The organism is Enterobacter sp. ENT02 (genome assembly GCF_019219165.1).
Classification (GTDB): domain Bacteria; phylum Pseudomonadota; class Gammaproteobacteria; order Enterobacterales; family Enterobacteriaceae; genus Enterobacter; species Enterobacter mori.
The window spans coordinates 587,847-611,106 of the sequence record NZ_JAHUWD010000003.1; the positions used below are offsets into that span (position 1 = coordinate 587,847).

Annotated in this window: 23 protein-coding genes; 11 read left to right on the forward strand and 12 right to left on the reverse strand. The window is 58.4% G+C overall.

Annotated features, from left to right (window positions below):
- Window positions 1-54 precede the first annotated feature (54 nt).
- Genes KW829_RS13795 through KW829_RS13805 form a run of 3 tightly spaced genes read left to right on the forward strand, consistent with a single transcriptional unit; the run spans window position 55 to window position 2,306 of the window.
- Complete coding sequence (locus KW829_RS13795; RefSeq protein WP_010434522.1) at window positions 55-657, forward strand: non-oxidative hydroxyarylic acid decarboxylases subunit B; 603 nt, start codon at window positions 55-57, stop codon at window positions 655-657.
- Window positions 647-2,074 (forward strand): non-oxidative hydroxyarylic acid decarboxylases subunit C, encoded by a 1,428-nt coding sequence (locus tag KW829_RS13800; RefSeq protein ID WP_010434519.1) that lies wholly within the window; start codon window positions 647-649, stop codon window positions 2,072-2,074. Before KW829_RS13795 ends, KW829_RS13800 begins: the two co-directional genes overlap by 11 nt.
- Window positions 2,075-2,084: 10 nt before the next feature.
- Window positions 2,085-2,306: a non-oxidative hydroxyarylic acid decarboxylases subunit D gene (locus KW829_RS13805; protein WP_003862116.1), complete on the forward strand. Its 222-nt coding sequence runs from the start codon at window positions 2,085-2,087 to the stop codon at window positions 2,304-2,306.
- 139 nt (window positions 2,307-2,445) lie between these two features.
- Here KW829_RS13805 and mutS read toward each other — a convergent pair whose 3' ends face one another.
- The gene (gene mutS, locus KW829_RS13810) at window positions 2,446-5,007 is read right to left on the reverse strand and encodes a DNA mismatch repair protein MutS (RefSeq protein WP_218308422.1); all 2,562 of its coding nucleotides are present in this window, start codon (window positions 5,005-5,007) and stop codon (window positions 2,446-2,448) included.
- Window positions 5,008-5,397: 390 nt separating this feature from the next.
- On the opposite strand from mutS, the gene KW829_RS13815 reads away from it, so the two are divergent.
- Both KW829_RS13815 and KW829_RS13820 read left to right on the forward strand, forming a co-directional pair.
- A complete protein-coding gene (locus KW829_RS13815) occupies window positions 5,398-6,225 on the forward strand; it encodes a transcriptional regulator (protein ID WP_089601224.1) in 828 nt (275 codons plus the stop codon).
- The gene (locus tag KW829_RS13820) at window positions 6,222-6,704 is read left to right on the forward strand and encodes a hypothetical protein (RefSeq protein WP_218308423.1); all 483 of its coding nucleotides are present in this window, start codon (window positions 6,222-6,224) and stop codon (window positions 6,702-6,704) included. The genes KW829_RS13815 and KW829_RS13820 overlap by 4 nt, the downstream gene beginning before the upstream one ends.
- Window positions 6,705-6,747: 43 nt before the next feature.
- Here the strand turns inward: KW829_RS13820 and KW829_RS13825 are convergent, their stop codons facing one another.
- On the reverse strand, window positions 6,748-6,978 hold the full coding sequence (locus KW829_RS13825) for a SymE family type I addiction module toxin (RefSeq protein ID WP_010434511.1): 231 nt from the start codon (window positions 6,976-6,978) through the stop codon (window positions 6,748-6,750).
- Between the two features lie 174 nt (window positions 6,979-7,152).
- Here KW829_RS13825 and KW829_RS13830 point away from each other — a divergent pair, with 174 nt between their 5' ends.
- Window positions 7,153-7,497, forward strand: coding sequence for a nitrous oxide-stimulated promoter family protein (locus tag KW829_RS13830; RefSeq protein WP_010434508.1), 345 nt, complete (start codon window positions 7,153-7,155; stop codon window positions 7,495-7,497).
- 8 nt (window positions 7,498-7,505) lie between these two features.
- On the opposite strand, the gene KW829_RS13835 is transcribed toward KW829_RS13830, so the two are convergent.
- The 10 genes from KW829_RS13835 to hypA all read right to left on the reverse strand — a co-directional run bounded on the left by KW829_RS13835 (window position 7,506) and on the right by hypA (window position 17,435).
- Window positions 7,506-8,723 carry an MFS transporter gene (locus tag KW829_RS13835; protein WP_089601227.1) on the reverse strand — a complete coding sequence of 406 codons (1,218 nt, stop codon included), beginning with the start codon at window positions 8,721-8,723 and terminating at the stop codon, window positions 7,506-7,508.
- Between the two features lie 15 nt (window positions 8,724-8,738).
- Window positions 8,739-9,500 (reverse strand): ABC transporter ATP-binding protein, encoded by a 762-nt coding sequence (locus tag KW829_RS13840; RefSeq protein WP_218308424.1) that lies wholly within the window; start codon window positions 9,498-9,500, stop codon window positions 8,739-8,741.
- On the reverse strand, window positions 9,500-10,537 hold the full coding sequence (locus KW829_RS13845) for an iron ABC transporter permease (RefSeq protein ID WP_010434499.1): 1,038 nt from the start codon (window positions 10,535-10,537) through the stop codon (window positions 9,500-9,502). Before KW829_RS13845 ends, KW829_RS13840 begins: the two co-directional genes overlap by 1 nt.
- Window positions 10,537-11,535 (reverse strand): ABC transporter substrate-binding protein, encoded by a 999-nt coding sequence (locus KW829_RS13850; RefSeq protein WP_218308425.1) that lies wholly within the window; start codon window positions 11,533-11,535, stop codon window positions 10,537-10,539. Before KW829_RS13850 ends, KW829_RS13845 begins: the two co-directional genes overlap by 1 nt.
- A 152-nt stretch (window positions 11,536-11,687) precedes the next feature.
- Entirely contained in the window at window positions 11,688-13,760 is a 2,073-nt protein-coding gene (flhA, locus tag KW829_RS13855) for a formate hydrogenlyase transcriptional activator FlhA (protein ID WP_218308426.1), read from the reverse strand.
- 62 nt (window positions 13,761-13,822) lie between these two features.
- Window positions 13,823-14,833, reverse strand: a complete 1,011-nt coding sequence (gene hypE / locus KW829_RS13860; protein ID WP_218308427.1) for a hydrogenase expression/formation protein HypE — start codon at window positions 14,831-14,833, stop codon at window positions 13,823-13,825.
- Window positions 14,830-15,951: a hydrogenase formation protein HypD gene (gene hypD, locus KW829_RS13865; RefSeq protein ID WP_218308428.1), complete on the reverse strand. Its 1,122-nt coding sequence runs from the start codon at window positions 15,949-15,951 to the stop codon at window positions 14,830-14,832. Before hypD ends, hypE begins: the two co-directional genes overlap by 4 nt.
- A gap of 3 nt (window positions 15,952-15,954) precedes the next feature.
- Window positions 15,955-16,227, reverse strand: a complete 273-nt coding sequence (locus KW829_RS13870; RefSeq protein WP_010434489.1) for a HypC/HybG/HupF family hydrogenase formation chaperone — start codon at window positions 16,225-16,227, stop codon at window positions 15,955-15,957.
- A complete protein-coding gene (gene hypB, locus KW829_RS13875) occupies window positions 16,218-17,081 on the reverse strand; it encodes a hydrogenase nickel incorporation protein HypB (RefSeq protein ID WP_218308429.1) in 864 nt (287 codons plus the stop codon). The genes KW829_RS13870 and hypB overlap by 10 nt, the downstream gene beginning before the upstream one ends.
- A gap of 3 nt (window positions 17,082-17,084) precedes the next feature.
- A complete protein-coding gene (hypA, locus tag KW829_RS13880) occupies window positions 17,085-17,435 on the reverse strand; it encodes a hydrogenase maturation nickel metallochaperone HypA (protein ID WP_218308430.1) in 351 nt (116 codons plus the stop codon).
- 211 nt (window positions 17,436-17,646) lie between these two features.
- Between hypA and hycA the strand changes: the two genes are divergently transcribed.
- The 5 genes from hycA (at window position 17,647) to KW829_RS13905 (ending at window position 23,253) form a co-directional block, all read left to right on the forward strand.
- Window positions 17,647-18,111 (forward strand): formate hydrogenlyase regulator HycA, encoded by a 465-nt coding sequence (gene hycA / locus KW829_RS13885; RefSeq protein WP_010434482.1) that lies wholly within the window; start codon window positions 17,647-17,649, stop codon window positions 18,109-18,111.
- Between the two features lie 72 nt (window positions 18,112-18,183).
- Window positions 18,184-18,792 (forward strand): 4Fe-4S dicluster domain-containing protein, encoded by a 609-nt coding sequence (locus tag KW829_RS13890; RefSeq protein WP_089601242.1) that lies wholly within the window; start codon window positions 18,184-18,186, stop codon window positions 18,790-18,792.
- Window positions 18,789-20,603: a formate hydrogenlyase subunit 3 gene (gene hycC / locus KW829_RS13895; RefSeq protein ID WP_218308431.1), complete on the forward strand. Its 1,815-nt coding sequence runs from the start codon at window positions 18,789-18,791 to the stop codon at window positions 20,601-20,603. The genes KW829_RS13890 and hycC overlap by 4 nt, the downstream gene beginning before the upstream one ends.
- A 1-nt stretch (window position 20,604) precedes the next feature.
- Window positions 20,605-21,528, forward strand: coding sequence for a respiratory chain complex I subunit 1 family protein (locus tag KW829_RS13900; protein ID WP_218308432.1), 924 nt, complete (start codon window positions 20,605-20,607; stop codon window positions 21,526-21,528).
- Between the two features lie 15 nt (window positions 21,529-21,543).
- Window positions 21,544-23,253: an NADH-quinone oxidoreductase subunit C gene (locus KW829_RS13905; protein WP_218308433.1), complete on the forward strand. Its 1,710-nt coding sequence runs from the start codon at window positions 21,544-21,546 to the stop codon at window positions 23,251-23,253.
- The last annotated feature ends 7 nt before the right edge of the window (window positions 23,254-23,260 follow it).

Consider the following 23,260-nt stretch of genomic DNA (forward strand, 5'->3'; position numbering starts at 1 on the left):
CAGGAGTAGGTTACTCAATATGTTCGTGCACGAACAAATTGATTGAGGTACTGAATGAGATTGATAGTAGGAATGACGGGAGCAACGGGCGCGCCGCTGGGTGTGGCTTTATTGCAGGCACTGCGAGACATGCCGGAGGTGGAAACCCATCTGGTGATGTCGAAGTGGGCAAAAACCACCATTGAGCTGGAAACGCCTTACACCGCGCAGGACGTTGCCGCACTGGCTGACGTTGTTCACAGCCCGGCTGACCAGGCCGCCACCATCTCCTCCGGCTCGTTTCGCACCGACGGCATGATCGTCATTCCCTGCAGCATGAAAACGCTGGCGGGTATCCGCGCGGGCTACGCCGAGGGGCTGGTGGGGCGTGCGGCGGATGTGGTGCTGAAAGAGGGGCGGAAGCTGGTGCTAGTCCCCCGTGAAACGCCGCTCAGCACTATTCATCTGGAGAACATGCTTGCACTTTCCCGCATGGGCGTGGCGATGGTGCCGCCCATGCCTGCCTATTACAACCACCCGCAAACCGCTGATGACATCACCCAGCATATTGTGACCCGCGTGCTCGACCAGTTCGGTCTGGAGCATAAAAAGGCGCGCCGCTGGAACGGATTGCGCGAGGCGAAACATTTTTCACAGGAGACTAAAGATGGCATTTGATGATTTGAGAAGCTTCCTGCAGGCGCTCGATGAGCAAGGGCAACTGCTGAAAATTGAGGAAGAGGTGAACGCCGAGCCGGACCTGGCGGCGGCCGCTAACGCGACCGGCCGCATTGGCGACGGCGCGCCCGCGCTGTGGTTCGACAACATTCGCGGCTTTACCGATGCCCGCGTGGTGATGAACACCATCGGCTCCTGGCAGAACCACGCCATTTCGATGGGGTTGCCTGCGAACACCCCGGTTAAAAAACAGATCGACGAGTTTATTCGCCGCTGGGATAAATTCCCCGTTACGCCAGAGCGCCGCGCTAACCCCGCCTGGGCGCAGAATACGGTGGACGGTGAAGAGATCAACCTGTTCGACATTCTGCCGCTATTTCGCCTGAACGACGGTGACGGCGGTTTTTATCTCGATAAAGCGTGCGTCGTCTCGCGCGATCCGCTCGACCCGGACCACTTCGGCAAGCAGAACGTCGGCATCTACCGCATGGAAGTGAAGGGCAAGCGCAAGCTCGGCCTGCAGCCGGTTCCGATGCACGATATCGCTCTGCATCTGCATAAAGCGGAAGAGCGTGGTGAAGATCTGCCGATTGCGATTACCCTCGGCAACGATCCGATCATCACGCTGATGGGCGCGACGCCGCTGAAATACGATCAGTCCGAGTATGAAATGGCGGGCGCACTGCGTGAAAGCCCGTACCCGATTGCCACTGCGCCGCTGACCGGCTTCGATGTGCCCTGGGGTTCTGAAGTGATCCTTGAAGGGGTCATCGAAGGCCGCAAGCGTGAAATCGAAGGGCCGTTCGGCGAGTTTACCGGACACTATTCCGGTGGACGTAACATGACGGTTGTACGTATCGACAAAGTCTCTTACCGCACCAAACCGATTTTTGAGTCGCTCTACCTCGGCATGCCGTGGACCGAGATTGATTATCTGATGGGACCGGCAACCTGCGTGCCGCTTTACCAGCAGCTAAAAGCAGAATTCCCGGAAGTGCAGGCGGTGAACGCGATGTACACCCACGGCCTGCTGGCGATTATCTCCACCAAAAAACGCTACGGCGGTTTTGCCCGTGCGGTCGGTTTACGTGCTATGACCACGCCGCACGGTCTGGGCTACGTGAAGATGGTAATCATGGTGGATGAAGATGTCGATCCGTTCAACCTCCCGCAGGTGATGTGGGCGCTGTCGTCGAAAGTGAACCCGGCAGGGGATCTGGTACAGCTGCCGAACATGTCGGTCCTTGAACTTGACCCAGGTTCCAGCCCGGCGGGCATTACCGACAAGCTGATTATTGATGCCACCACGCCAGTTGCACCGGACACCCGTGGCCACTACAGCCAGCCGGTACAGGATCTGCCTGAAACCAAAGCCTGGGCTGAAAAATTGACCGCGATGCTGGCAGCACGCCAATAAGGAGGAAAAGATGATTTGTCCACGTTGTGCCGATGAGCATATTGAAGTGATGGCGACGTCACCGGTGAAAGGGGTCTGGACCGTTTACCAGTGCCAGCATTGTTTGTATACCTGGCGCGATACCGAACCGCTGCGCCGTACCAGCCGCGAGCACTACCCTGAAGCGTTTCGCATGACGCAGAAGGATATTGACGAGGCACCGCAGGTGCCGACGATCCCACCGTTGCTGTAAAAAAAAGCCCGGTGGCGCTGCGCTTACCGGGGATAACATCGTGCGGTCTGTTTTGCCGGGTGGCGGCTTCGCCTTACCCGGCCTACAAAGCCCGTAGGCCCGGTAAGCGTAGCGCCACCGGGCAAAAGACCGCAGAAAACTAAACCAGACTCTTCAACCGATAAATCCACTCCAGCGCCTGACGCGGCGTCAGTGAATCCGGGTCGAGATTCTCCAGCGCTTCCACGGCTGGCGACGTCTCTTCCGCAGGCACCAGCAGCGACATCTGCGTACCATCTATCTGCGTCGCCGCCGCGTTCGGCGACAGGCTTTCCAGTTCGCGCAGTTTCTGACGTGCGCGCTTGATCACCTCTTTCGGTACACCTGCCAGCGCCGCTACAGCCAGCCCATAGCTCTTGCTTGCCGCGCCATCCTGCACCGTGTGCATAAAGGCGATGGTGTCGCCGTGCTCCAGTGCATCAAGATGCACGTTCGCCACTCCTTCCATTTTCTCCGGCAGCTGCGTCAGTTCGAAGTAATGGGTCGCAAACAGCGTCATAGCCTTGATTTTATTCGCGAGGCTTTCCGCGCAGGCCCACGCCAGGGACAAACCATCATAGGTTGATGTTCCGCGCCCGACTTCGTCCATCAGCACCAGGCTGTGCTCGGTGGCGTTATGCAGAATGTTGGCCGTTTCGGTCATCTCGACCATGAAGGTTGAACGACCGCTCGCCAGATCGTCCGCAGCCCCGACGCGGGTAAAGATGCGGTCGATTGGGCCAATCTCCACGTTTTGCGCCGGGACGTAACTGCCGATATACGCGAGCAGCGCAATCAGCGCCGTCTGACGCATATAGGTACTCTTACCGCCCATGTTCGGTCCGGTAATGATCAGCATGCGTCTCTGCGGCGACAGGCTGAGCGGGTTAGCGATGAACGGTTCGTTCAGTACGCGTTCCACCACCGGATGACGCCCTTCGGTAATGCGAATGCCGGGCTTGTCGGTAAAGGTCGGGCAGGTATAGTTCAGCGTTTCAGCGCGTTCAGCAAGGTTGACCAGCACGTCCAGTTCGGCCAACGCGGCGGCGCTTAGCTGCAGATCGGCCAGGTGCGGCATCAGCATGTCGAACAGCTCGTCATACAGCTGCTTTTCCAGCGCCAGCGCTTTTCCTTTCGAGGTGAGGACTTTGTCCTCGTACTCTTTCAGCTCGGGAATAATGTAGCGCTCAGCGTTTTTCAGCGTCTGGCGGCGCACGTAGTGAATCGGCGCCAGGTGACTCTGCCCGCGGCTGATCTGAATGTAGTAGCCGTGGACCGCGTTATAGCCCACTTTCAGGGTATCAAGACCCAGACGCTCGCGTTCACGGATCTCGAGCTTATCAAGGTAGTCCGTTGCGCCGTCTGCCAGCGCGCGCCACTCGTCCAGCTCTTCGTTATATCCGGGGGCAATCACGCCGCCATCGCGCACCAGTACTGGAGGCGCATCGATGATGGCGCGCTCAAGCAGTTCGCGGAGCTCGGTGAACTCGCCCATCGTTTCACGCAATTTTTGCACCGGTGCGCTGTCGACGTTGCCCAACTGAGCGCGCAGTTCCGGCAGCTGCTGGAAGGCATGGCGCATACGTGCGAGGTCGCGCGGGCGTGCCGTACGCAGAGCCAGGCGGGCGAGGATACGCTCCAGATCGCCTACCTGACGCAGTACCGGCTGTAATTCGGTGTAACTGTCCTGCAATGCGGCGATGGTTTGCTGGCGGCCGATAAGCGTATTGGTGTCGCGAATCGGCATATGCAGCCAGCGCTTAAGCATGCGGCTGCCCATCGGCGTAACGGTACTGTCGAGGACGGAAGCCAGGGTGTTTTCAACGCCGCCCGCCAGATTCTGGGTTATCTCCAGGTTACGGCGCGTGGCGGCGTCCATGATGATGCTGTCCTGCTGACGCTCCATGGTGATAGAGCGGATATGCGGCAGGGCAGTACGCTGGGTATCTTTTACATATTGCAGCAGACAGCCTGCCGCACACAGTCCGCGCGGGGCGTTTTCCACGCCAAAGCCAATCAGGTCGCGCGTGCCAAACTGCAGGTTGAGCTGCTGGCGCGCAGTATCAATTTCGAATTCCCACAGCGGACGACGACGCAGACCACGACGACCTTCAATCAGCGCCATTTCAGCGAAATCTTCGGCGTAGAGCAGCTCTGCCGGGTTAGTACGCTGCAATTCGGCAGCCATCGTCTCACGGTCAGCCGGTTCACTCAGGCGAAAACGCCCGGAGCTGATATCCAGCGTCGCATAGCCAAATCCTTTAATATCCTGCCAGAGTGCGGCCAGCAGGTTATCCTGGCGTTCTTGCAGCAGCGCTTCGTCGCTGATGGTGCCGGGCGTGACGATGCGCACGACTTTGCGCTCAACCGGGCCTTTTGACGTGGCGGGGTCGCCAATCTGCTCGCAAATGGCGACGGATTCTCCCTGATTCACCAGTTTCGCCAGATAGTTTTCCACCGCATGATGCGGGATACCGGCCATAGGGATGGGCTCACCTGCCGATGCGCCGCGTTTGGTCAGGGAGATGTCGAGCAACTGCGACGCACGTTTAGCATCGTCATAAAAGAGCTCGTAAAAGTCGCCCATACGGTAAAACAGCAGAATTTCCGGATGCTGTGCTTTCAGCTTCAGATACTGCTGCATCATGGGGGTATGTGCGTCGAAATTCTCTAGTGTACTCATTAGCGTATCGTGTCCATTTTATTAACTTTCAATGAGTTGGCTTTTGTTTTTATTGTCAGGTGTCTTCCTGTCTCATTGGAACTCATGAAATCCTGAGCGTCTTATCATGCAATGTTTGGTGACCATGATAACGGAGTCTGTAGGGCAGGAAAACAGAAGGAGAAGGCTCTTTCGACTAAAGTGCGTACCGGATTCCATCTATGCGAAAACGGGGCTTTTTGCACGTACCTTCCGCATAAGAGCACTCGTTATATTATTCATTCATTCAGGAACGCATTCTTTCGCTCACTTATACCGTAACTTCTTGCTTTGACAAGAAATAGCCGCGGCGTATAATTATCATTCATATCAATAGTTTCCCGATTCTGTTTGCTGTCGAGCGAGTAGCGTATGTTTTGGATAATTAACGATAATATTAAATTTTGTCCTGACAAAAACGTCCTTGTCTCGTTGAATAAACCTGAATTAAGCGTAATTCTGACAACGCCTGCAAGTCGTTGTCTCGCGCTTTTACTGGAATCCTCGCCAGAGGTGGTGAACCAGAAAGAATTCTTCGATAAAGTGTGGGGCGAGGACGGAATGATCGTCCCGGCAAATACGCTTTATCAGAATATCTCTATTATCCGGCGCGGTTTGCGTTCGGCTGGAGAAACGAGCGACACGCTGGTTGCGACGGTGCCGAGAAAAGGTTTCCAGATTCATAAAAGCGTAAAGGTCACCCGCGTTGAAACGGATGGGGTGGATACAGAAGAACCAGCAGAGGTTTCGTTGCCCGAAGCGCCTCTGACGGTGCCTGTCGAACAACCGGCGGTGAATACGTCTCAGGTGCTGGTCGAAAAAAAATCGCCGCGTAAATTACGTCGCCTGTTTTTTCCTGTGCTCTTAATGATTATCTCCTTTGCACTGGGCTATTTCATGCTGCATCACATCTTCCGAGATAATCCGGATAAAGATTTTTTCCAGAATTACACCATTAACCGAACCGAAAACGGTTGCCACTATTTCTCGCAAAGTGATGATATTAAAAGTATTGGTAATTTCTCGCGCTTTATTAAAATTATCATGAAAACCGGGCTTGATTGTAAAAAGTATCCGTGGATTTATTTCTCTTCTTCCAGCAATGCGCCTGCCCTGTCCGTGCTCGCCTGCAGAAAGCCTTATGAAGCAGAACCCAATGCAGAATGCACGGCATTGTATTTCAGGGGGTATATGCAATGAAGAAACGGACGATAGTGTTACTGTGCCTGATGTTTTTTGCCGCGGGCGCGCTGATTTCCTGGCTGTATCATTTACGTCTGGAAAAGCGGGAAAACACAGAGGCCTGCTCAGCGTCAATCGTGGTTTATCACGAGGATGCCCGCGCTCACATTACGCTCGACTTCATGTACACGATGAAGACGCAAACCGGCATCGTTGCGGTAAGTGGTACGTATTATAAGAACGATAAAGTGGCAGGCGTTATCCGCAGGGATGTCTCCTACGTCTGGACGGAAAATAAGGACTCCTTCCACTTTACGTCGCTCAATATCCTTCATGTGAACGATGATGAATCACTACCCAATGACGTTATCAGCGATGTTCTGCCTGACTTCTTTGTTTACCCCAATAAAAAATTAAATTATTCAATTACAAAACAAGGGCCTAAGGGGTTTATGTTCTCCGTGGGTAAGCGCCCAATATTCTTCTGCTCGCGCTGACTGGCCGGGAATAGGTGATGTCGCCGCCTGCACGGCGGCATGGTCATTTCCCGTCTTCTTCCACCAGCTCAATGATGATTTTCCCCTGTTCGACGCCCACTCTGACCCGCGAATGGGTTGTAAAGCCCGCTTTCTCTAGCCAATCACCTTTCAGGCTCAGGGCGGCATGCATGCTATAGCGGCGCGGGATCTTGGTTTTACGATCTTCATGGCGCTTTCTAAAATAGCCGACTTTTAAATGACGGTACGTTTTTGTAGCGGTAATCGCTTGCATAGGCACTCCTCTTGGCTGGCTAACAGGGGAACGTATTGGCTGTATAAAATACCAGTAACCCTGGCTTCGCGCTGGCTTAATAGCGGAAGGCGTCTTCAGAAAGCGGAATGCAACGACTGAAAATCACTGTGTAAAGGAGTATCATGAATGCAATTTATGAGAGGGTGATCTCCCATGTCCGGTAAACGCATCGCAAGAGAAAAAGTGACGATCGCCAAAATGATCGCCTTATATGAGAAAAAATGTCCTCAGGCTTCAACAGAGGAGGGGCATTATCAGGCGCTTAGGGCCTATGCCGATAAGCGTCTCGATAAATGTGCGTTTGGGGAAGAAAAGCCGGCCTGTAAACAGTGTCCCATTCACTGCTACCAGCCCGCGAAGCGAGAAGAGATGAAGCAGGTGATGCGCTGGGCGGGGCCGAGAATGCTGTGGCGTCATCCGATTCTGACTCTTCGTCATCTGATTGACGATCGTCGTCCAGTACCGGCGTTGCCGCAAAAGTATCGTCCGAAAACGTAACGTATTTATTACCGAAGCGGTCGACAGATAATATTCAAGGCGACAGCGCTGCAGAGTGGGAAAATGGCCAGCAGCAGCCAGGGATAAACGGCCTCCAGCGAGGGCACCAGCGCGCGATCCAGCAGGCTGCCAAACAGCAGGTTTCCTGCCAGTACCGCAATGCCCCCGGCGGTTGAGAGTGCGCCATAGTGGGCCCCAAGCGTCGATTCCTCGGCGAAGCGGGGGATGAGATCTTTTGCAGACGGCACCAGCAGCATCTGCCCCAGCGTTAACAGCGTGACCATGCTCGCAGAGGGCAACAGCCGCAGCCAGCCTTCCGGCGGCTCCTTTGCGGCAAACAGCGCCACGCTGGCAAAGGCCGCGGAGAGCAGCAAAAAGCCCACGGGCAAAATTCTGACCGCGCCGATCCGCCTTGCAACACGCGCAAGGGGGAGTTGAAACGCGACGATCAGCACCGAGGCCAGCATAAACAGTGGGCCCAGATCTTTCTCGCTGCCTCCGGAGCGCTGGATCTCCACCGGTAGCGCCAGGTAGAGCTGGTTATAGCTCAACAGCCACGAGCTGTAGGCGATGATAAAGGCGACGAATCGCGTCTGGCGAAATGTTGTCCACCAGGGCTGTATAGCGAGCGGACGCTGGCTATGGCGGGCAGCCGGCAGGCAGAAGAAGAGCACCGCGAGCGCGACGACAAACACGCCGGCGCCAGCCAGCGCAACCTGACGAAAGCCAAGCCCCGTCAGCAGGGCACCCGCAATCGGGCCCAGCACCGCGCCCAGTTCCCCGCAAACGGCAAAGAGCGCAAACCATTCTGCGCGGCTCCGTTTACCTTTTGCCTCACTTTGTGTTCCCGCTTTCGCCAGCAGCGCTTCAATGGCGGGCGAGAAGAGCGCGCCGCCGATGCCGGTCAGACACGCCCCGAGAATAATAGGCCACAGCGATTGCCCGAAGGCCAGCAGCAGATAACCCGCTACGCGGATGACGCAGCCGCTCAGGATAACGATTTTCGCGCCGTAGCGGTCCGACAGCGCGCCGCCAACGATAAACATCCCCTGCTGCGAAAACGTGCGCAGACCAAGCACCAGCCCGATCAGCCCGCCGGAGAGCAGCAGGTCATCGCGCAGGAATATCGCCAGGAAGGGCACAACGGCATAAAAGCCAATGTTGAAAACAAATTGGCTGCCCAGCAGAACGGGCGGCCAGAGGGTGGCGGCAGGGCGCAATGGCATGCTGTTTACTCGGCTCTACACAATAAAGTGAATGTGCTTTTTACCATGGTACGGCGAGATCTCAATTTTGGTTTTCACTCTGAAAACGTCCCATAGCAGCTTCTCCGACAGGATCGCCTGCGGGGTGCCGGTTGCGACGATCTGCCCTTTTTGCATAACGATCAGCGAATCGCAGAACATCGATGCGTGGTTAAGATCGTGGATGGCGACGATGCTGGTCACCGGCAGCTCGCTGATGAGATGCATCAGCTGCATCTGATGGTGAATGTCCAGGTGGTTGGTGGGTTCATCCAGCAGGATTTCGGTTGGTGTTTGCGCCAGCGCGCGGGCGATATGCACCCGCTGCCGTTCTCCTCCGGACAGGCTCATCCAGCCCTGCTCGCTGCGGTCCAGCATATCGACACGCTGCAAGGCGGCAGTGACGGTTTCGTCATCCTGCGCGCTCCAGTTCGAAAAAGGGGAGTGGTGCGGAATGCGCCCGAGCTTCACCACGTCGCGCACGCGCATGTTGGCATCGGTCATGCCGTGCTGCTCAACGAACGCCACGCGGCGCGCCAGCTGCTTTTTGGCGATGCGGGAGATGTCCTGACCGTCCAGGGTAACGCTGCCGCTGTCCGGGCGACGCAGGCCTGCCAGAATGCGCAAAAGCGACGATTTTCCGCAGCCGTTAGGGCCGAGCAGTCCTACCGTTTCGCCGCGTGAAACCTTCAGCGAGACGCCGTTGACGATGACCTTTTTGCCTACCTTCCAGGTAATATTTGCAGCGCAGATACTCATCACTTATTCCTTGAACGGTAGATAATTACGGCAAAGAACGGCACGCCCACCAGCGCGGTGACTACGCCGACGGGCAGGCTCTGTGGGGCAATCAGCATGCGCGAGGCGATATCGGCCAGCACCATCAGGATCGCGCCCGCCAGCGCGCTGGCAATCAGCAGCGTGCGGTGCAGCGGCCCGAACAGGAAGCGCATGACGTGCGGCACCACCAGACCCACAAAGCCAATTGAGCCCGCCATGCTGACGATGGTCGCGGTAATCAGTGCGGTGGTGGTGAACAAGGCAAGACGCACCCAGGGTACGGCAATGCCTAAAGAGGCGGCGGCATCGTCACCGAAGGTGAACGCATCCAGCGCCCGGGAATAGTAAAGACAGACGGCCAGGCCCGCCAGCACGACCACCAGCGCCAGCTGGAATTCCGGCCAGCGTACGCCGCTGAAGCTGCCCAGCAGCCAGAACATCACGTCGCGCGCCTGCTGCGCGCTGGCGGAGGTGCTGATGGTATAGGCGGTAATGGCGTTGAACAGCTGTGAGGCGGCTACGCCCGCCAGAATAGTGCGTTCATTGCCGCCGCGCGCGCCGTTCGTCAGGAAGGCGACAAACGCAAAGGCGGCAAACGCCCCGGCAAACGCGCCCGCAGAGAGCGACACCGCGCCGGTACCCATTCCTAATACGACGACCGACACCGCACCGGTTGACGCACCCGCCGACACGCCGAGCACGTAAGGTTCCGCCAGCGCGTTCTTCAGCAGGCTTTGCAGCACGGCGCCGCAGATGGCTAGCCCCGCGCCGCAGCAGGCCGCCACCAGCGCGCGGCTCAGGCGAAAGTCCCAGATCACGCTCTCATAGATGCGGTTGAGCGGAACGTCGGTCAGCCCCAGCTTATTGCCAATAGCGTAAAAGACGTTGGACAGCGGAATCGACAGCTCGCCGACGCTGACGCCGAGGGCGATCACCAGCAACAGCAGGACGACGGCAAGCAGAGCAGAGGTGGTCAGGAACAGGCCCTGTCGGGCCTGAAGTACGGCTGCCGTCATCAGTTCAGCCCCAGCTTTCTGAGCTGCTCGCCCACCTGTTCAGCGCCGTAAATCGTGCGGATTGTCGGGTTCATGGCCTGGCCGTCCATCACCACGATATGGCCTTTCTTCACCGCGTCCAGCTGGCTGACGGCGGGATCGCTTTTCAGGAATTTGATTTTCTCTTCCGCGTTATCCAGCGCCCAGCGGTTACGATCCAGGCTGGAGACAACAATCACGTCCGGGTTCGCGGCGATAATGCTTTCCCAGCCAACGGTTGGCCATTCGGTCTCAGCGGTAATGGCGTTATGGCCGCCCAGCACGTTGGCAATAAAACCGGAGGCGCTGTTTTTCCCGCCGACATAGGCATCCGCCGAAGGCGAGGCGCTTGAGAACCAGAAGACAAACGAGAGATCTTGTTTGTTTTTACCAAATTCCTGACGCAGGTCGGCCTCGCGTTTTTTGAAATCGGCAATGACGGCCTGGCCGCGCGCTTCAACGTTGAAAATCTTCGCGAAATCTTCAATCTCTTTATAAAGGTACGTCATATCCCACAGCGTCTGGCGGCTGCCGTACATATCGCCTGCGGCCTTTTTGGTGGCGCACATGCCTGGTGATAAATAGCTGTTCACGCCGACGGTGGCCAGATCTTCACGTTTTGCGACCTTACTTTCCGGCCCGAGCAGCAGAGGAAGCTGGGCTGGAACAAAATCGGGATTTTGCGAAAGGATGGATTCCAGCGTCGGGACTTCTACCGTCAGGGTTTTGATTTTTGCATTCTTTTCAGCCAGCTGCGGCAGCACTTTTGTCGGCCAGAAGGCGCTGGCCTTCACCTTATCTTCCAGGCCCAGCAGGAGCAAAATTTCGACGGTGTTCTGACCCAGGGCCACGACGCGTTCCGGCGCTTTGGTGAACGTCTCTTTATAGCCACAGTTTTCAATCGTCAGGGGATATGTGGTTGCCAGAGCAGAACCGACCGACGCAATCGCCAGGCCTAACGCGCAGATGACCTTTTTCATTAAACGCTACCCTTCATTAATATTATTGTTGTTGCAAATGAAACTCATTATTAAGGCGGAATTTTATACAGAGGAAACGATTTGGTGTCAATGAGGGACAATTGCGCAGGGTAACGAAAGGCGGTGTCAGAAAACACCGCCGGAATGCGGACTTAAACCAGGCTCTCTTTATCAATCCCAAGCCGCTTCATGCGCGACAGCAGGGTAGTGCGTTTTAACCCCAGGCGCTGGGCGGCACCTTTAGGCCCGGCTACCACGCCGTTGGTCTCTTTCAGCACGCGCATAATCAGCTGATACTCATCTTCGCCGTTCTGCGCCACTTCTGCCGCAACGAGGGTTTCGTCCGGCAGGGAGATTTCGGGCAGAGAAAGCTGCAGCACGTTCCCGCGCGTCAGCAGCACCGCGCGCTCGATAACGTTTTCCAGTTCTCGCACGTTGCCCGGCCACTCCATTGACGAGAGGGTGCGTAACGTCTCGGCTGGGATGCTGTCGATATTTCTCCCCATCCGCCGCGCAATCTTTGCGGTAAACGCTTTGACCAGCAGCGGGATATCTTCCGGGCGTTCACGCAGCGGTGGCAGGCAGATCGGGAAGACGTTCAGGCGGTAATAGAGATCGCTGCGAAATTCGCGATCGGCGACCATTTTTTTCAGGTCACGGTTGGTGGCGGCAATCAGCCGCACGTCGGTCTGAATCAGCTTGTTGCTGCCAAGCCGCTCAAACTCTTGCTCCTGCAGGACTCGCAACAGCTTCGGCTGCAGCTCCAGCGGCATATCGCCCACTTCATCGAGGAACAGCGAGCTTTTGTCCGCCAGCTCAAAACGGCCCAGCCGCTGGCTGCTGGCCCCGGTAAAGGCCCCGCGTTCGTGGCCGAACAGATCGCTTTCCAGCAGTCCCGCAGGCATCGCGGCGCAGTTCATCTTCACCATCCGGCGGCTGTTGCGGTTGCTCAGGTTATGGATAGCGCGGGCAATCAGCTCTTTACCCGTACCGGTTTCGCCGAGGATCAGCACCGTGCTGTCGCTCTGCGCCACCATCTCAACCTGCTTGAGCACGCTGTACATGGCATCGCTGCGCCCGATGATTTCGCCAAACTCGCTGTCCACGTTATTGAGCTGTTCGGTCAGGGCGAGGTTTTCGTCCACCAGCCGCTCTTTCAGGCGGTGGATCTCCTGGTAGGCGAGGGCGTTATCCAGCGCGATGGAGATACGCTCGGCAATCTGGCGCAGCAGCTTCAGGTTGGCGGTGGTGAATACGCCTTCCTCACACTGCGCCAGCTTCAGCACGCCCAGCATGGTGTTGCCGGACATCAGCGGCAGCAAGCACAGAGTCTGAATTTTGTTGCCCCAGGTGTTGAACAGCATTCGCTCGTAAGGGGCCACCGGATCCTGTTCGTTCAGGTTGAGTAGCAGGATCTCTTTGCTTTTAAACACCCGCTCGGAGAGCGTACCGGCCTCATCGACTTCGCTCTGCTCGTGTGCCGGATTGGCCTCATCAAGATAGTGGGTGGAGTAGATGTTCAGCTTGCCCTTGCGATGGCCGCGAAGCGCAATGCTGATGGCATCGATTTTGAAATAGTGGTGGATCTCTTTCGAGACTTCGCTGACCAGCTCATCCATGTCGAGGCGCGACAGCACAGCGTTGGTGATGGCGACCAGAATGCGGAAGTTGTCGCGCTCGCGGCTCAGCAGGTCGTAATCTACGTTGTTGGTGACGCGGCTCTGGATCTGCTCAGCCACCACGGCCACTATCTGGGTAAAGGTGTGCAGGCGCTCGTATTCCGCCTCGCTCCAGGGCTGGTCGGTCGTGCGGATAAACTCGCAGCCGCCAAAAATCTGGCCCTCTGCCGCCAGCGGCAACATGCAGTAATGCCCGAAAGGCTGATAGAGATTGCTCTCCGCCAGCCTTGGCCACGCCATCCTGAACTCCGCAAAATTGCAGTGCAGCACTTCAGGCCGGGAGAGTATACGGCGCACCGGGCCATGCGCGAGGTACGTTTCGTCCTCATACTCAAACGCTTTGCCGTTATCACGCGTTGAGTAGTAGCTCGCGCGATGCGTTCCGCTATGCCACAGCACAATCGCGGCGCTGTCCGCCAGCGCAGATTGCCTGACCAGCCGGGTCAGGGCATCGCTCAGCGCGCCGAGATCGGGCTGCTGTAAAAGTGTGCGCGTGATGTCAAACAGGCCCTGCTGTCCAAGATCGCTCATCGGTGTATACGGCATATTGCTTTCCAATAGAAACTGGCAAAAAAAGAGATTCAGTGCTGACCGCTTATGGCGCGGTTCTAGCAAATTCGGGGTAAGGGTTCCGCGTGCGGCAGATCCAGCGTGCGTTTAACGCCATACAGCCCCGCCAGGCGCACCCCTTTGCGCTTAACCACTTCGCCAATGATAGCGGCGTTTTTTCCTGAGGGATGGGCGCGAAGCTGTTCCAGCACCGCTTCTGCAGCGGTACGTTCCACGCCGATCACCAGTTTACCTTCGTTTGCAAAGTTAAGCGGATCAAGTCCCAGCAGTTCGCACAGTCCGCGCACGGCAGGCTTGACGGGCAGATCGCGCTCGGTCAGCTCAATGCCGCATCCGCAGCTTGCCGCAAACTCGTGCACGACGGCATTCACGCCGCCTCGGGTGGCGTCCCGCAGGGCTTTTACGCCCGGAAGGGTACGCAGGGTTTGAATCAGCGGTGTGAGTACCGCGCAGTCGCTGCGCAGTTCGCCGTCCAGACCTAAGCCTTCGCGCAGGTTAAGAATGGTTGCCCCGTGGCAGCCCAGCGTTCCGGTCACGATCAGCACGTCGCCTGCGCCAAGCTGCTGCGCGCCCCAGTGAATATCGGCCGGTATTGCCCCCATTCCTGCAGTATTGATGAAAAGTTTATCCGCCGCGCCGCGCTGGACCACTTTGGTATCACCGGTGACGATAGCAATGCCCGCTTCGCGTGCGGTCTGCGCCATGCTGCTGACCACCGCGTTAAGCGTTGCCATCGGTAAACCCTCTTCGAGAATAAACCCGCAGGAGAGGTAGCGCGGAACCGCGCCGCTGACGGCGATATCATTGGCCGTACCGCAAATGGCGAGCTTGCCGATATCACCGCCGGGAAAGAACAGCGGGTCGATGACGTAGCTGTCGGTCGAGAACGCCAGTCTGTCACCGTGAGCGGTGAGCGTTGACAGGTCAATGCGCGCCTGGTCTTCCTGTTCGGCCAGCCAGGGGTTGTTGAATGCTTCCATAAACAGCTGATTAATGAGCTGCTGCATCGCCTGACCACCGCTGCCGTGCGCCATTTCAACCGTGTTCATGCTTCACACTCCTGATTGCGGAACTGATACCACGCGGCGCAGGCTCCTTCGGAGGAGACCATCAGCGCGCCAAACGCGGTTTGCGGGTTACAGGTGTTGCCATATAACGGGCAATGATGAGGTTTGCATTTGCCGGTGAGTACCTCACCGCAGCGCGCGCGCGGATCGTCACACACCTGCTGCGGCTGCGGGCGAAAATGCGCCTCTGCGTCGAAGGATTGATACGCGGGCGTCAGGCGCACGCCGGATTCGGCAATCACCCCCAGACCGCGCCATTCGCTGTCGCCCTCAACGCTAAACACGTCGGCTATCGCCTGCTGCGCTCGTTCATTACCCGTATCGGGCACCACGCGGCGATACTGATTTTCCACCGCGCTCAGAGCCGCTATTTTCTGCTCAACCAGCATGGTTACGCCTTGCAGTAGATCAAGCGGTTCGAAACCAGCCACCACTAACGGACGATTGTACTGTTCAGCGATAAAACCATAGGCGTCTGTGCCAATCACCATGCTGACGTGGCCCGGTGCCAGAAAGGCGTCAATGCCGTTTTCCGGCTCCTCCAGCAGGCTGCGCAGCGTGGGTATGAGCGTGATGTGCTGGCAGAAAAAGAAAAAGTTCTCGACGCTGCGCGCTTTAGCCTGCTGCAGTGTGATGGCGGTGGCGGGCATGGTGGTTTCAAACCCCAGGCCAAAAAACACGACCTTGCGCGCGGGGTTATCCGCTGCCAGCGTCAGGGCATCCATCGGCGAATAGACGATCCGGATGTCGGCCCCGCGCGCTTTCGCCTGCAGCAGCGAGCCATTTTTCCCCGGCACGCGCATCGCGTCGCCAAAGGTGCAGAAAATAACGTCGGGCTGGCTGGCAATCTCGATGCAGCTGTCGATACGCCCCATCGGTAAAACGCAGACCGGGCAGCCGGGGCCGTGGATAAACTCGATGTTTTCCGGCAGCAGCTGGTCGAGGCCAAATTTGAAGATGGCGTGCGTGTGTCCGCCGCACACCTCCATGATCCGCAGCGGTCTTTCTTTGGTGTAGTCCAGCAGCGCCGCGCGCATTTTCAGGTGCCCGATAAGCTGCATCACCTGTTCCGGCGCGCGGTATTCATCAACGTAACGCATGTGCTATCGCTCCTCGCCGTACAGGAGCGCGCCCACGTCAGGCTCCACGTCGAACATGTTTTGCAGGGCGTCGAGCGTGTCGCGGGCTTCCGCTTCGTTAATCACGCTCATGGCAAACCCAACGTGGACCAGCACCCACTGGCCGAGACGCGATGCGCCCGTTTCATCGCTGCTGCCCACCAGCGTGAGATCGACATCGCGCAGGATACCGCAGACTTCAACTTTGGCCTGGTTACCGTCGATGGTGTGAATTTGTCCGGGGACGCCTATGCACATCGTTCGCTCTCCAGCCAGTTCAGCCATGCATCCATCCCGTCGCCGCGCGTGGCGGAGACCAGCAGGATCGTAATGTCCGGGTTCACTTCCCGGGCGCAGGACAGGCATTTATCCACGTCGAAATTCAGGTACGGCAGCAGATCAACTTTGTTCAGCAGCATGATGGAGGCGGCGGCAAACATATGTGGGTACTTCAGCGGTTTGTCTTCCCCTTCGGTGACGGAGAGCACCGCGACTTTATGCTGTTCGCCAAGGTCAAAGCTCGCTGGACAGACCAGGTTACCGACGTTTTCAATGAACAGGATGCCGTTATCCGCCAGCGGCAGACGCGGCGTGGCGTCGGCAATCATCTGCGCATCCAGATGGCAGCCTTTGCCGGTGTTGACCTGAATTGCTGGCGTGCCGGTTTCGCGAATGCGCGCCGCGTCGTTAACGGTTTGCTGGTCGCCTTCAATGACGGCGCAGGAAACGCGTTCGTTCAGGCGTTTGAGGGTTTCGGTCAGCAGCGTGGTTTTGCCGGAGCCGGGGCTGGAGACCAGGTTCAGCACCAGCTGTTGACGGGCGGCAAAGCGGGCGCGGTTGCGGGCGGCAATCTGGTTATTTTTGTCCAGCACGTTGATTTCCACCTCCAGCATCTGGCGCTGGCTGATGCCCGGCGCGTGGGTACCCGCTTCGCCGTGGCCGTAGTGCAGATCGCCCGCAGAGGATTGCTGCGGCGCAAAGGCGATACCCGTCAGCGTCGCCGCAGGACGCGGGGCCGGTGAAAAGGGCGCGGAGCGAAACGCGGAATGAGGACGATGTTCATCCCCTTCGATATACAGGTTGCCTTCGGCGCAACCGCAGGTGCTACACATACATTACTCCTTCTCAATTTCGAGGCGTTGGATCTGCATACCGTCATCCGCCACGATCCGCAGGCCGGTATTCTGGCACTGCGGGCAGCGCTGAACCTTTGATGACAGCAGGGTTACGTACTGCTGACACTGCTCACACCAGCACTCCGCCTGCTGCTCTTCAATATGAAGCTCGCAGCCTTCTGCCAGCGTGCCGCGACACACCAGCTCAAAACAGAAGGCCAGGGCGCTGGTCTCGACGCAGGAAAACGCCCCGATCTTCAGCCAGACGCCGGTGACGCGCTTCGCGTGGTTTTGCACTGCCTGCTGTTCGATAAGCTCCAGAGCCCGCTGGCAGAGGGTGATTTCGTGCATGACGCCTCCTCAATGAATTGCGCCATTGAATGCAATAACGGTGCCAGCTTGATTTTTGTTAGGGCGTGACGGTGTCAACACTGTCGAAATGACACGTCGACACCGCCCGGTTGACAGTGTGATAAGAGTTAAAAATCATATAAATCATAAACTTAAAAATTGGCATGGAATCTGCTTAACAGCCGCTATCTCCATTAACCGGATACCTTTTATGACTATTTGGGAAATCAGCGAAAAAGCGGATTACATCGCGCAGCGTCATCAGCAGCTCCAGGATCAGTGGCACCTCTACTGCAACTCTCTGGTTCAGGGGATCACCCTGTCAAAAGCTCGTCTGCACCATGCGATGAGCTGCGCGGCGCAGGGCGATATGCGCTTTGTCCTTTTTGGCCACTTCACGGTCTTTGTCACCCTGGCGGACAGCTTTAACAGCCACACCATTGAGTACTTTGTTGAGAACAAAGAGGGTGAAAAACAATGTATTGCGCAAGCGCAGTTGATGGCTGACGGCATGGTCGATGGCTACGTCAGCAACCGCGATCGCCAGCAGGTGCTCGAGCACTATCTGGAGAAAATCGCGCCGGTTTATAACGGGCTTTATACCGCGGTTGAGCACGACCTGCCGGTCGATCTGAAACAGCTGACGGCGGGAAATGCCTCCGCAAACGTTGCCTGATCACCAAGTGTCGAAAGTGTCGATAAGACAGTTTTTCTTCGTCAAAAATGACCATCACCTGAGGATTGCCCGGTGAACCGTTTTGTAATTGCTGACTCGACGGTCTGTATTGGCTGTCGAACCTGTGAGGCGGCGTGTTCGGAAACCCACCGCCTGCACGGGCTGCAGTCCATGCCGCGTCTGCGCGTCATGCGTAATGAAAAAGAGTCTGCTCCGCAGCTCTGCCACCACTGTGAAGATGCCCCCTGCGCGGGTGTCTGCCCGGTGAATGCCATCACCCGCGTTGATGGCGCTGTCCAGCTCAACGAAAGCCTGTGCGTAAGTTGCAAACTGTGCGGCATTGCCTGCCCGTTCGGTGCGATTGAATTTTCCGGTAGCCGCCCACTGCATATTCCGGCAAACGCAAATACCCCGAAAGCCCCGCCCGCGCCACCCGCACCGGCGAAGGTGAGCACGCTATTGGACTGGGTGCCCGGCATCCGCGCCGTCGCGGTGAAATGCGATCTGTGCAGCTTTGACGAACAGGGTCCGGCCTGCGTGCGCACCTGCCCGACCAGGGCGCTGATTCTGGTCAACATTCGCGACATCGCCCGCACCAGCAAGCGCAAGCGCGAGCTGACCATCAACAGCGATTTTGGCGATCTTTCGCTTTTGCAGGCGCTTAACGAGGGGGCGAAATGAACGCGATATTCATGATTAACAGCGCCGTGGCGTGCTTCACTGCCGCCGCCGTGCTGGCGCTGGTGTTCTCTTTCCATAAAACCCTGAGCGGCGGGATTGCCGGGATCGGCGGGGCGGTCGGTAGCGTGATGACGCTCGCTGCGGGCGGTGTCGTTCTGATCGGCGGGCAATCTGTGGAAACACTCATGCCGCTGATTCGTCATACCGTGGCTATTACTCCGCTGAATGCCATCTGGCTGGTGACCTTTGGCCTGTGCGGACTGTTTATCAGCCTGTTCAATATCGACTGGCACCGCCATGCGCACGCCAAAGCCAACGGCCTGCTGGTTAACCTGCTGATGGCAACGGCGGTCTGTACCGTTATCGCCAGCAACCTCGGCGCGCTGGTGGTGATGGCGGAGATCATGGCGCTGTGCGGCGTGTTCCTGACGGGCTGCAGCGCCTCCGGCAAGCTGTGGTTTGCGCTCGGTCGCCTCGGCACGCTGCTGCTGGCGCTGGCCTGCTGGCGGGTGTGGCAACGTTTCGGCACGCTGGACTTCGCTGCGCTTAACGGTCAGCCACTGGGAAACGACGTCTGGCTGCTGGGCGTGGTGGGCTTTGGCCTGCTGGCCGGGATCATCCCGCTGCACGGCTGGGTGCCGCAGGCGCATGCAAATGCCTCTGCACCTGCCGCTGCATTGTTTTCCACCGTCGTCATGAAGGTAGGACTGTTCGGTATTCTGAGCATCACGCTGGCTGGCGGCCAGCCGCCGCTGTGGTGGGGTGTCGTGCTGCTGATTGCCGGTATGATCACCGCGTTCGTCGGCGGGCTGTACGCGCTGATGGAGCACAACATCCAGCGCCTGCTGGCGTACCACACGCTGGAAAACATCGGCATCATCCTGCTCGGAATGGGCGCGGGCGTGACCGGGCTGGTACTCAATCATCCTGCGCTGATCGCGGCCGGGTTTATCGGCGGTCTTTATCACCTCGTCAACCACAGCCTGTTTAAAAGCACCCTGTTCCTCGGCGCGGGAAGCGTCTGGTTCCGCACCGGCCATCGGGATATCGAAAAGCTCGGTGGGATTGGCAAAAAGATGCCGGTGATTTCACTGGCGATGCTGGTCGGGCTGATGGCAATGGCCGCGCTGCCGCCGCTGAACGGCTTTGCCGGGGAGTGGGTGATCTATCAGTCCTTCTTCGCGCTCGGGCAGAGCGATGTCTTTATCGCACGCCTGCTCGGCCCGCTGCTGGCGGTCGGGCTGGCGATTACCGGGGCGCTGGCGGTGATGTGTATGGCGAAAGTCTACGGCGTGACCTTCCTCGGTGCGCCGCGCACCCGCGAAGCGGAAAACGCCTGCTGCGCACCGGTACTGATGGGCGTAAGCGTGGTCGCGCTGGCGCTGTGCTGCATCGCGGGCGGGGTCGCCGCACCGTGGCTGCTGCCGCTGCTGGGTAACGCCATTCCACTGCCGCTCGCGACGGCACATACCGTCGTATCCCAGCCGATGATGGCGCTGTTGCTGATTGCCGCGCCGCTGCTGCCGTTCGTGCTGATGCTGTTCTTCAGGCGCGACCGCCTTGCCTCCCGCTCTCGCGGGGCGGCGTGGGCCTGCGGCTACGAACACGAACAGTCGATGGTCATCACCGCCCACGGTTTCGCCATGCCGGTGAAGGAGAACTTCGCCGTCGTGCTGAAGCTGCGCCACTGGCTGAACCCGAAGGGTTGGGTGCCGGGCTGGCAGAGTGCCGCCGCGCCCGCGCTGTTCCGTCGTCTGGCGCTGATCGAACTGGCGGTGCTGGTGATCATTGTGATTTCACGAGGAGCCTGACATGAGTTTGTTACTGGCCATTCTTCAGGCGCTGGTGCTGTTCGCCGCTGCGCCGCTGCTGTCGGGCATCACGCGCGTGGCACGCGCCCGAATGCATAACCGTCGCGGGCCCGGGGTGCTCCAGGAGTATCGCGATCTCTTCAAACTACTTTCTCGTCAGAGCGTGGCCCCGGATGCCGCAGGCTGGGTCTTCCGCCTGACGCCGTTCGTGATGGTGGGCGTGATGCTGACCATCGCCACCGCGCTGCCGGTGGTCACGGTGGCGTCGCCGCTGCCCGTGCTTGGCGATCTGATTACGCTTATCTACCTCTTCGCCATCGCCCGCTTCTTCTTTGCGATTGCGGGCCTGGACACCGGGAGCCCATTTACCGGCATCGGTGCCAGCCGCGAGGCAATGCTGGGCGTGCTGGTTGAGCCCATCCTGCTGCTGGGGCTGTGGGTTGCCGCGCAGGTCGCGGGTTCAACCCATATCAGTTTTATCACCGACACCGTTTATCACTGGCCTGTGGCGCGCTCGATCCCGCTGGTGCTGGCGCTCTGCGCCTGCGCGTTCGCCACCTTTATTGAGATGGGCAAACTGCCGTTCGATCTGGCAGAAGCGGAGCAGGAGCTGCAGGAAGGGCCGCTCACCGAATACAGCGGCTACGGCTTTGCGGTGCTGAAGTGGGGCATCAGCCTCAAACAGCTGGTGGTGCTGCAGATGTTTGTCGGCGTCTTCTTCCCGTGGGGGCAGATGACGCACTTCTCCGCGGGCGGTCTGGTGCTGGCCATCGTGATTGCCGCCCTCAAGCTGCTGGTCGGCGTGCTGGTGATTGCCCTGTTTGAAAACAGCATGGCGCGCCTGCGTTTTGTCGAAACGTCGCGCATCACCTGGGCCGGTTTTGGTTTTGCATTTTTAGCGTTCGTCTCCTTGCTGGTGGCGTGATTAAAGAGAGTTTTTATGTCTGAAGAAAAGAAAGGTCAGCAGTATCTCGCCGCGTTGCATCAGGCCTTCCCCGGCGTAGTGCTGGAGGAGTCCTGGCAAACCAAAGACCAGATAACCGTCACCATTAAGGTGAACTACCTGCCGGAAGTGGTGGAGTTCCTCTATTACCAGCAGGGCGGCTGGCTGTCGGTGCTGTTCGGCAACGACGAGCGTCAGCTGTGCGGCAATTACGCCGTGTACTACGTGATGTCGATGGAGCAGGGCGAAAAGTGCTGGCTCACTGTGCGCGTCGAAGTTGACCCAAATAAGCCGGAATATCCGTCCGTCACGCCGCGCGTGCCTGCCGCCGTCTGGGGCGAGCGCGAAGTGCGCGACATGTACGGCCTGGTGCCGGTCGGCCTGCCGGACGAGCGCCGCCTGGTGCTGCCGGACGACTGGCCGGACGAACTCTACCCGCTGCGCAAAGACAGCATGGACTACCGCCAGCGTCCGGCGCCGACCACCGACAGCGAAACCTACGAGTTCATCAACGAGCTGGGCAGCAAGAAGAACAACGTGGTGCCGATTGGCCCGCTGCACGTCACCTCCGACGAACCGGGCCACTTCCGCCTGTTCGTCGACGGCGAAAACATTATCGACGCCGACTACCGCCTGTTCTACGTCCATCGCGGCATGGAAAAGCTGGCGGAAACCCGCATGGGCTACAACGAAGTGACGTTTCTTTCTGACCGCGTGTGCGGCATCTGCGGCTTCGCCCACAGCACCGCCTACACCACCTCGGTGGAGAACGGCATGGGGATCGTGGTGCCCGAACGCGCGCAGATGATCCGCGCCATTCTGCTGGAGGTGGAGCGCCTGCACTCGCACCTGCTGAACCTCGGCCTGGCTTGCCACTTCGTCGGTTTTGACTCCGGGTTTATGCAGTTCTTCCGCGTGCGCGAGGCGTCGATGAAGATGGCGGAGATCCTCACCGGGGCGCGTAAAACCTACGGTCTGAACCTGATTGGCGGGATCCGCCGCGACCTGCTGAAGGACGACATGATCCAGACCCGCCTGCTGGCGCAGCAGATGCGCCGCGACGTGCAGGAGCTGGTGGACATGCTGCTCAGCACGCCAAACATCGAGCAGCGCACCGTGGGCATCGGCCGTCTTGACCCGGAAATCGCCCGCGACTTCAGCAACGTCGGCCCGATGGTGCGCGCCAGCGGTCACGCCCGCGATACCCGCGCCGATCACCCGTTTGTCGGCTACGGCTTATTGCCGATGACCGTGCACAGCGAGCAGGGCTGCGACGTTATTTCGCGCCTCAAGGTGCGTATCAACGAGGTATTCACCGCCCTGAATATGATCGACTTCGGCCTCGATAACCTGCCGGGCGGCCCGCTGATGGTGGAGGGCTTCACCTACATCCCGAACCGCTTTGCCCTCGGCTTTGCCGAAGCGCCGCGCGGGGACGACATTCACTGGAGCATGACCGGCGACAATCAGAAGCTCTACCGCTGGCGCTGCCGCGCGGCCACCTACGCCAACTGGCCAACCCTGCGCTACATGCTGCGCGGCAACACGGTTTCCGATGCGCCGCTGATCATCGGCAGCCTCGACCCGTGCTACTCCTGCACCGACCGCATGACCGTCGTGGACGTGCGCAATAAGAAAAGCCAGGTGGTGCCGTACAAAGAGCTTGAGCGCTACAGCATCGAGCGTAAGAACTCGCCGCTGAAATAAGGACTCG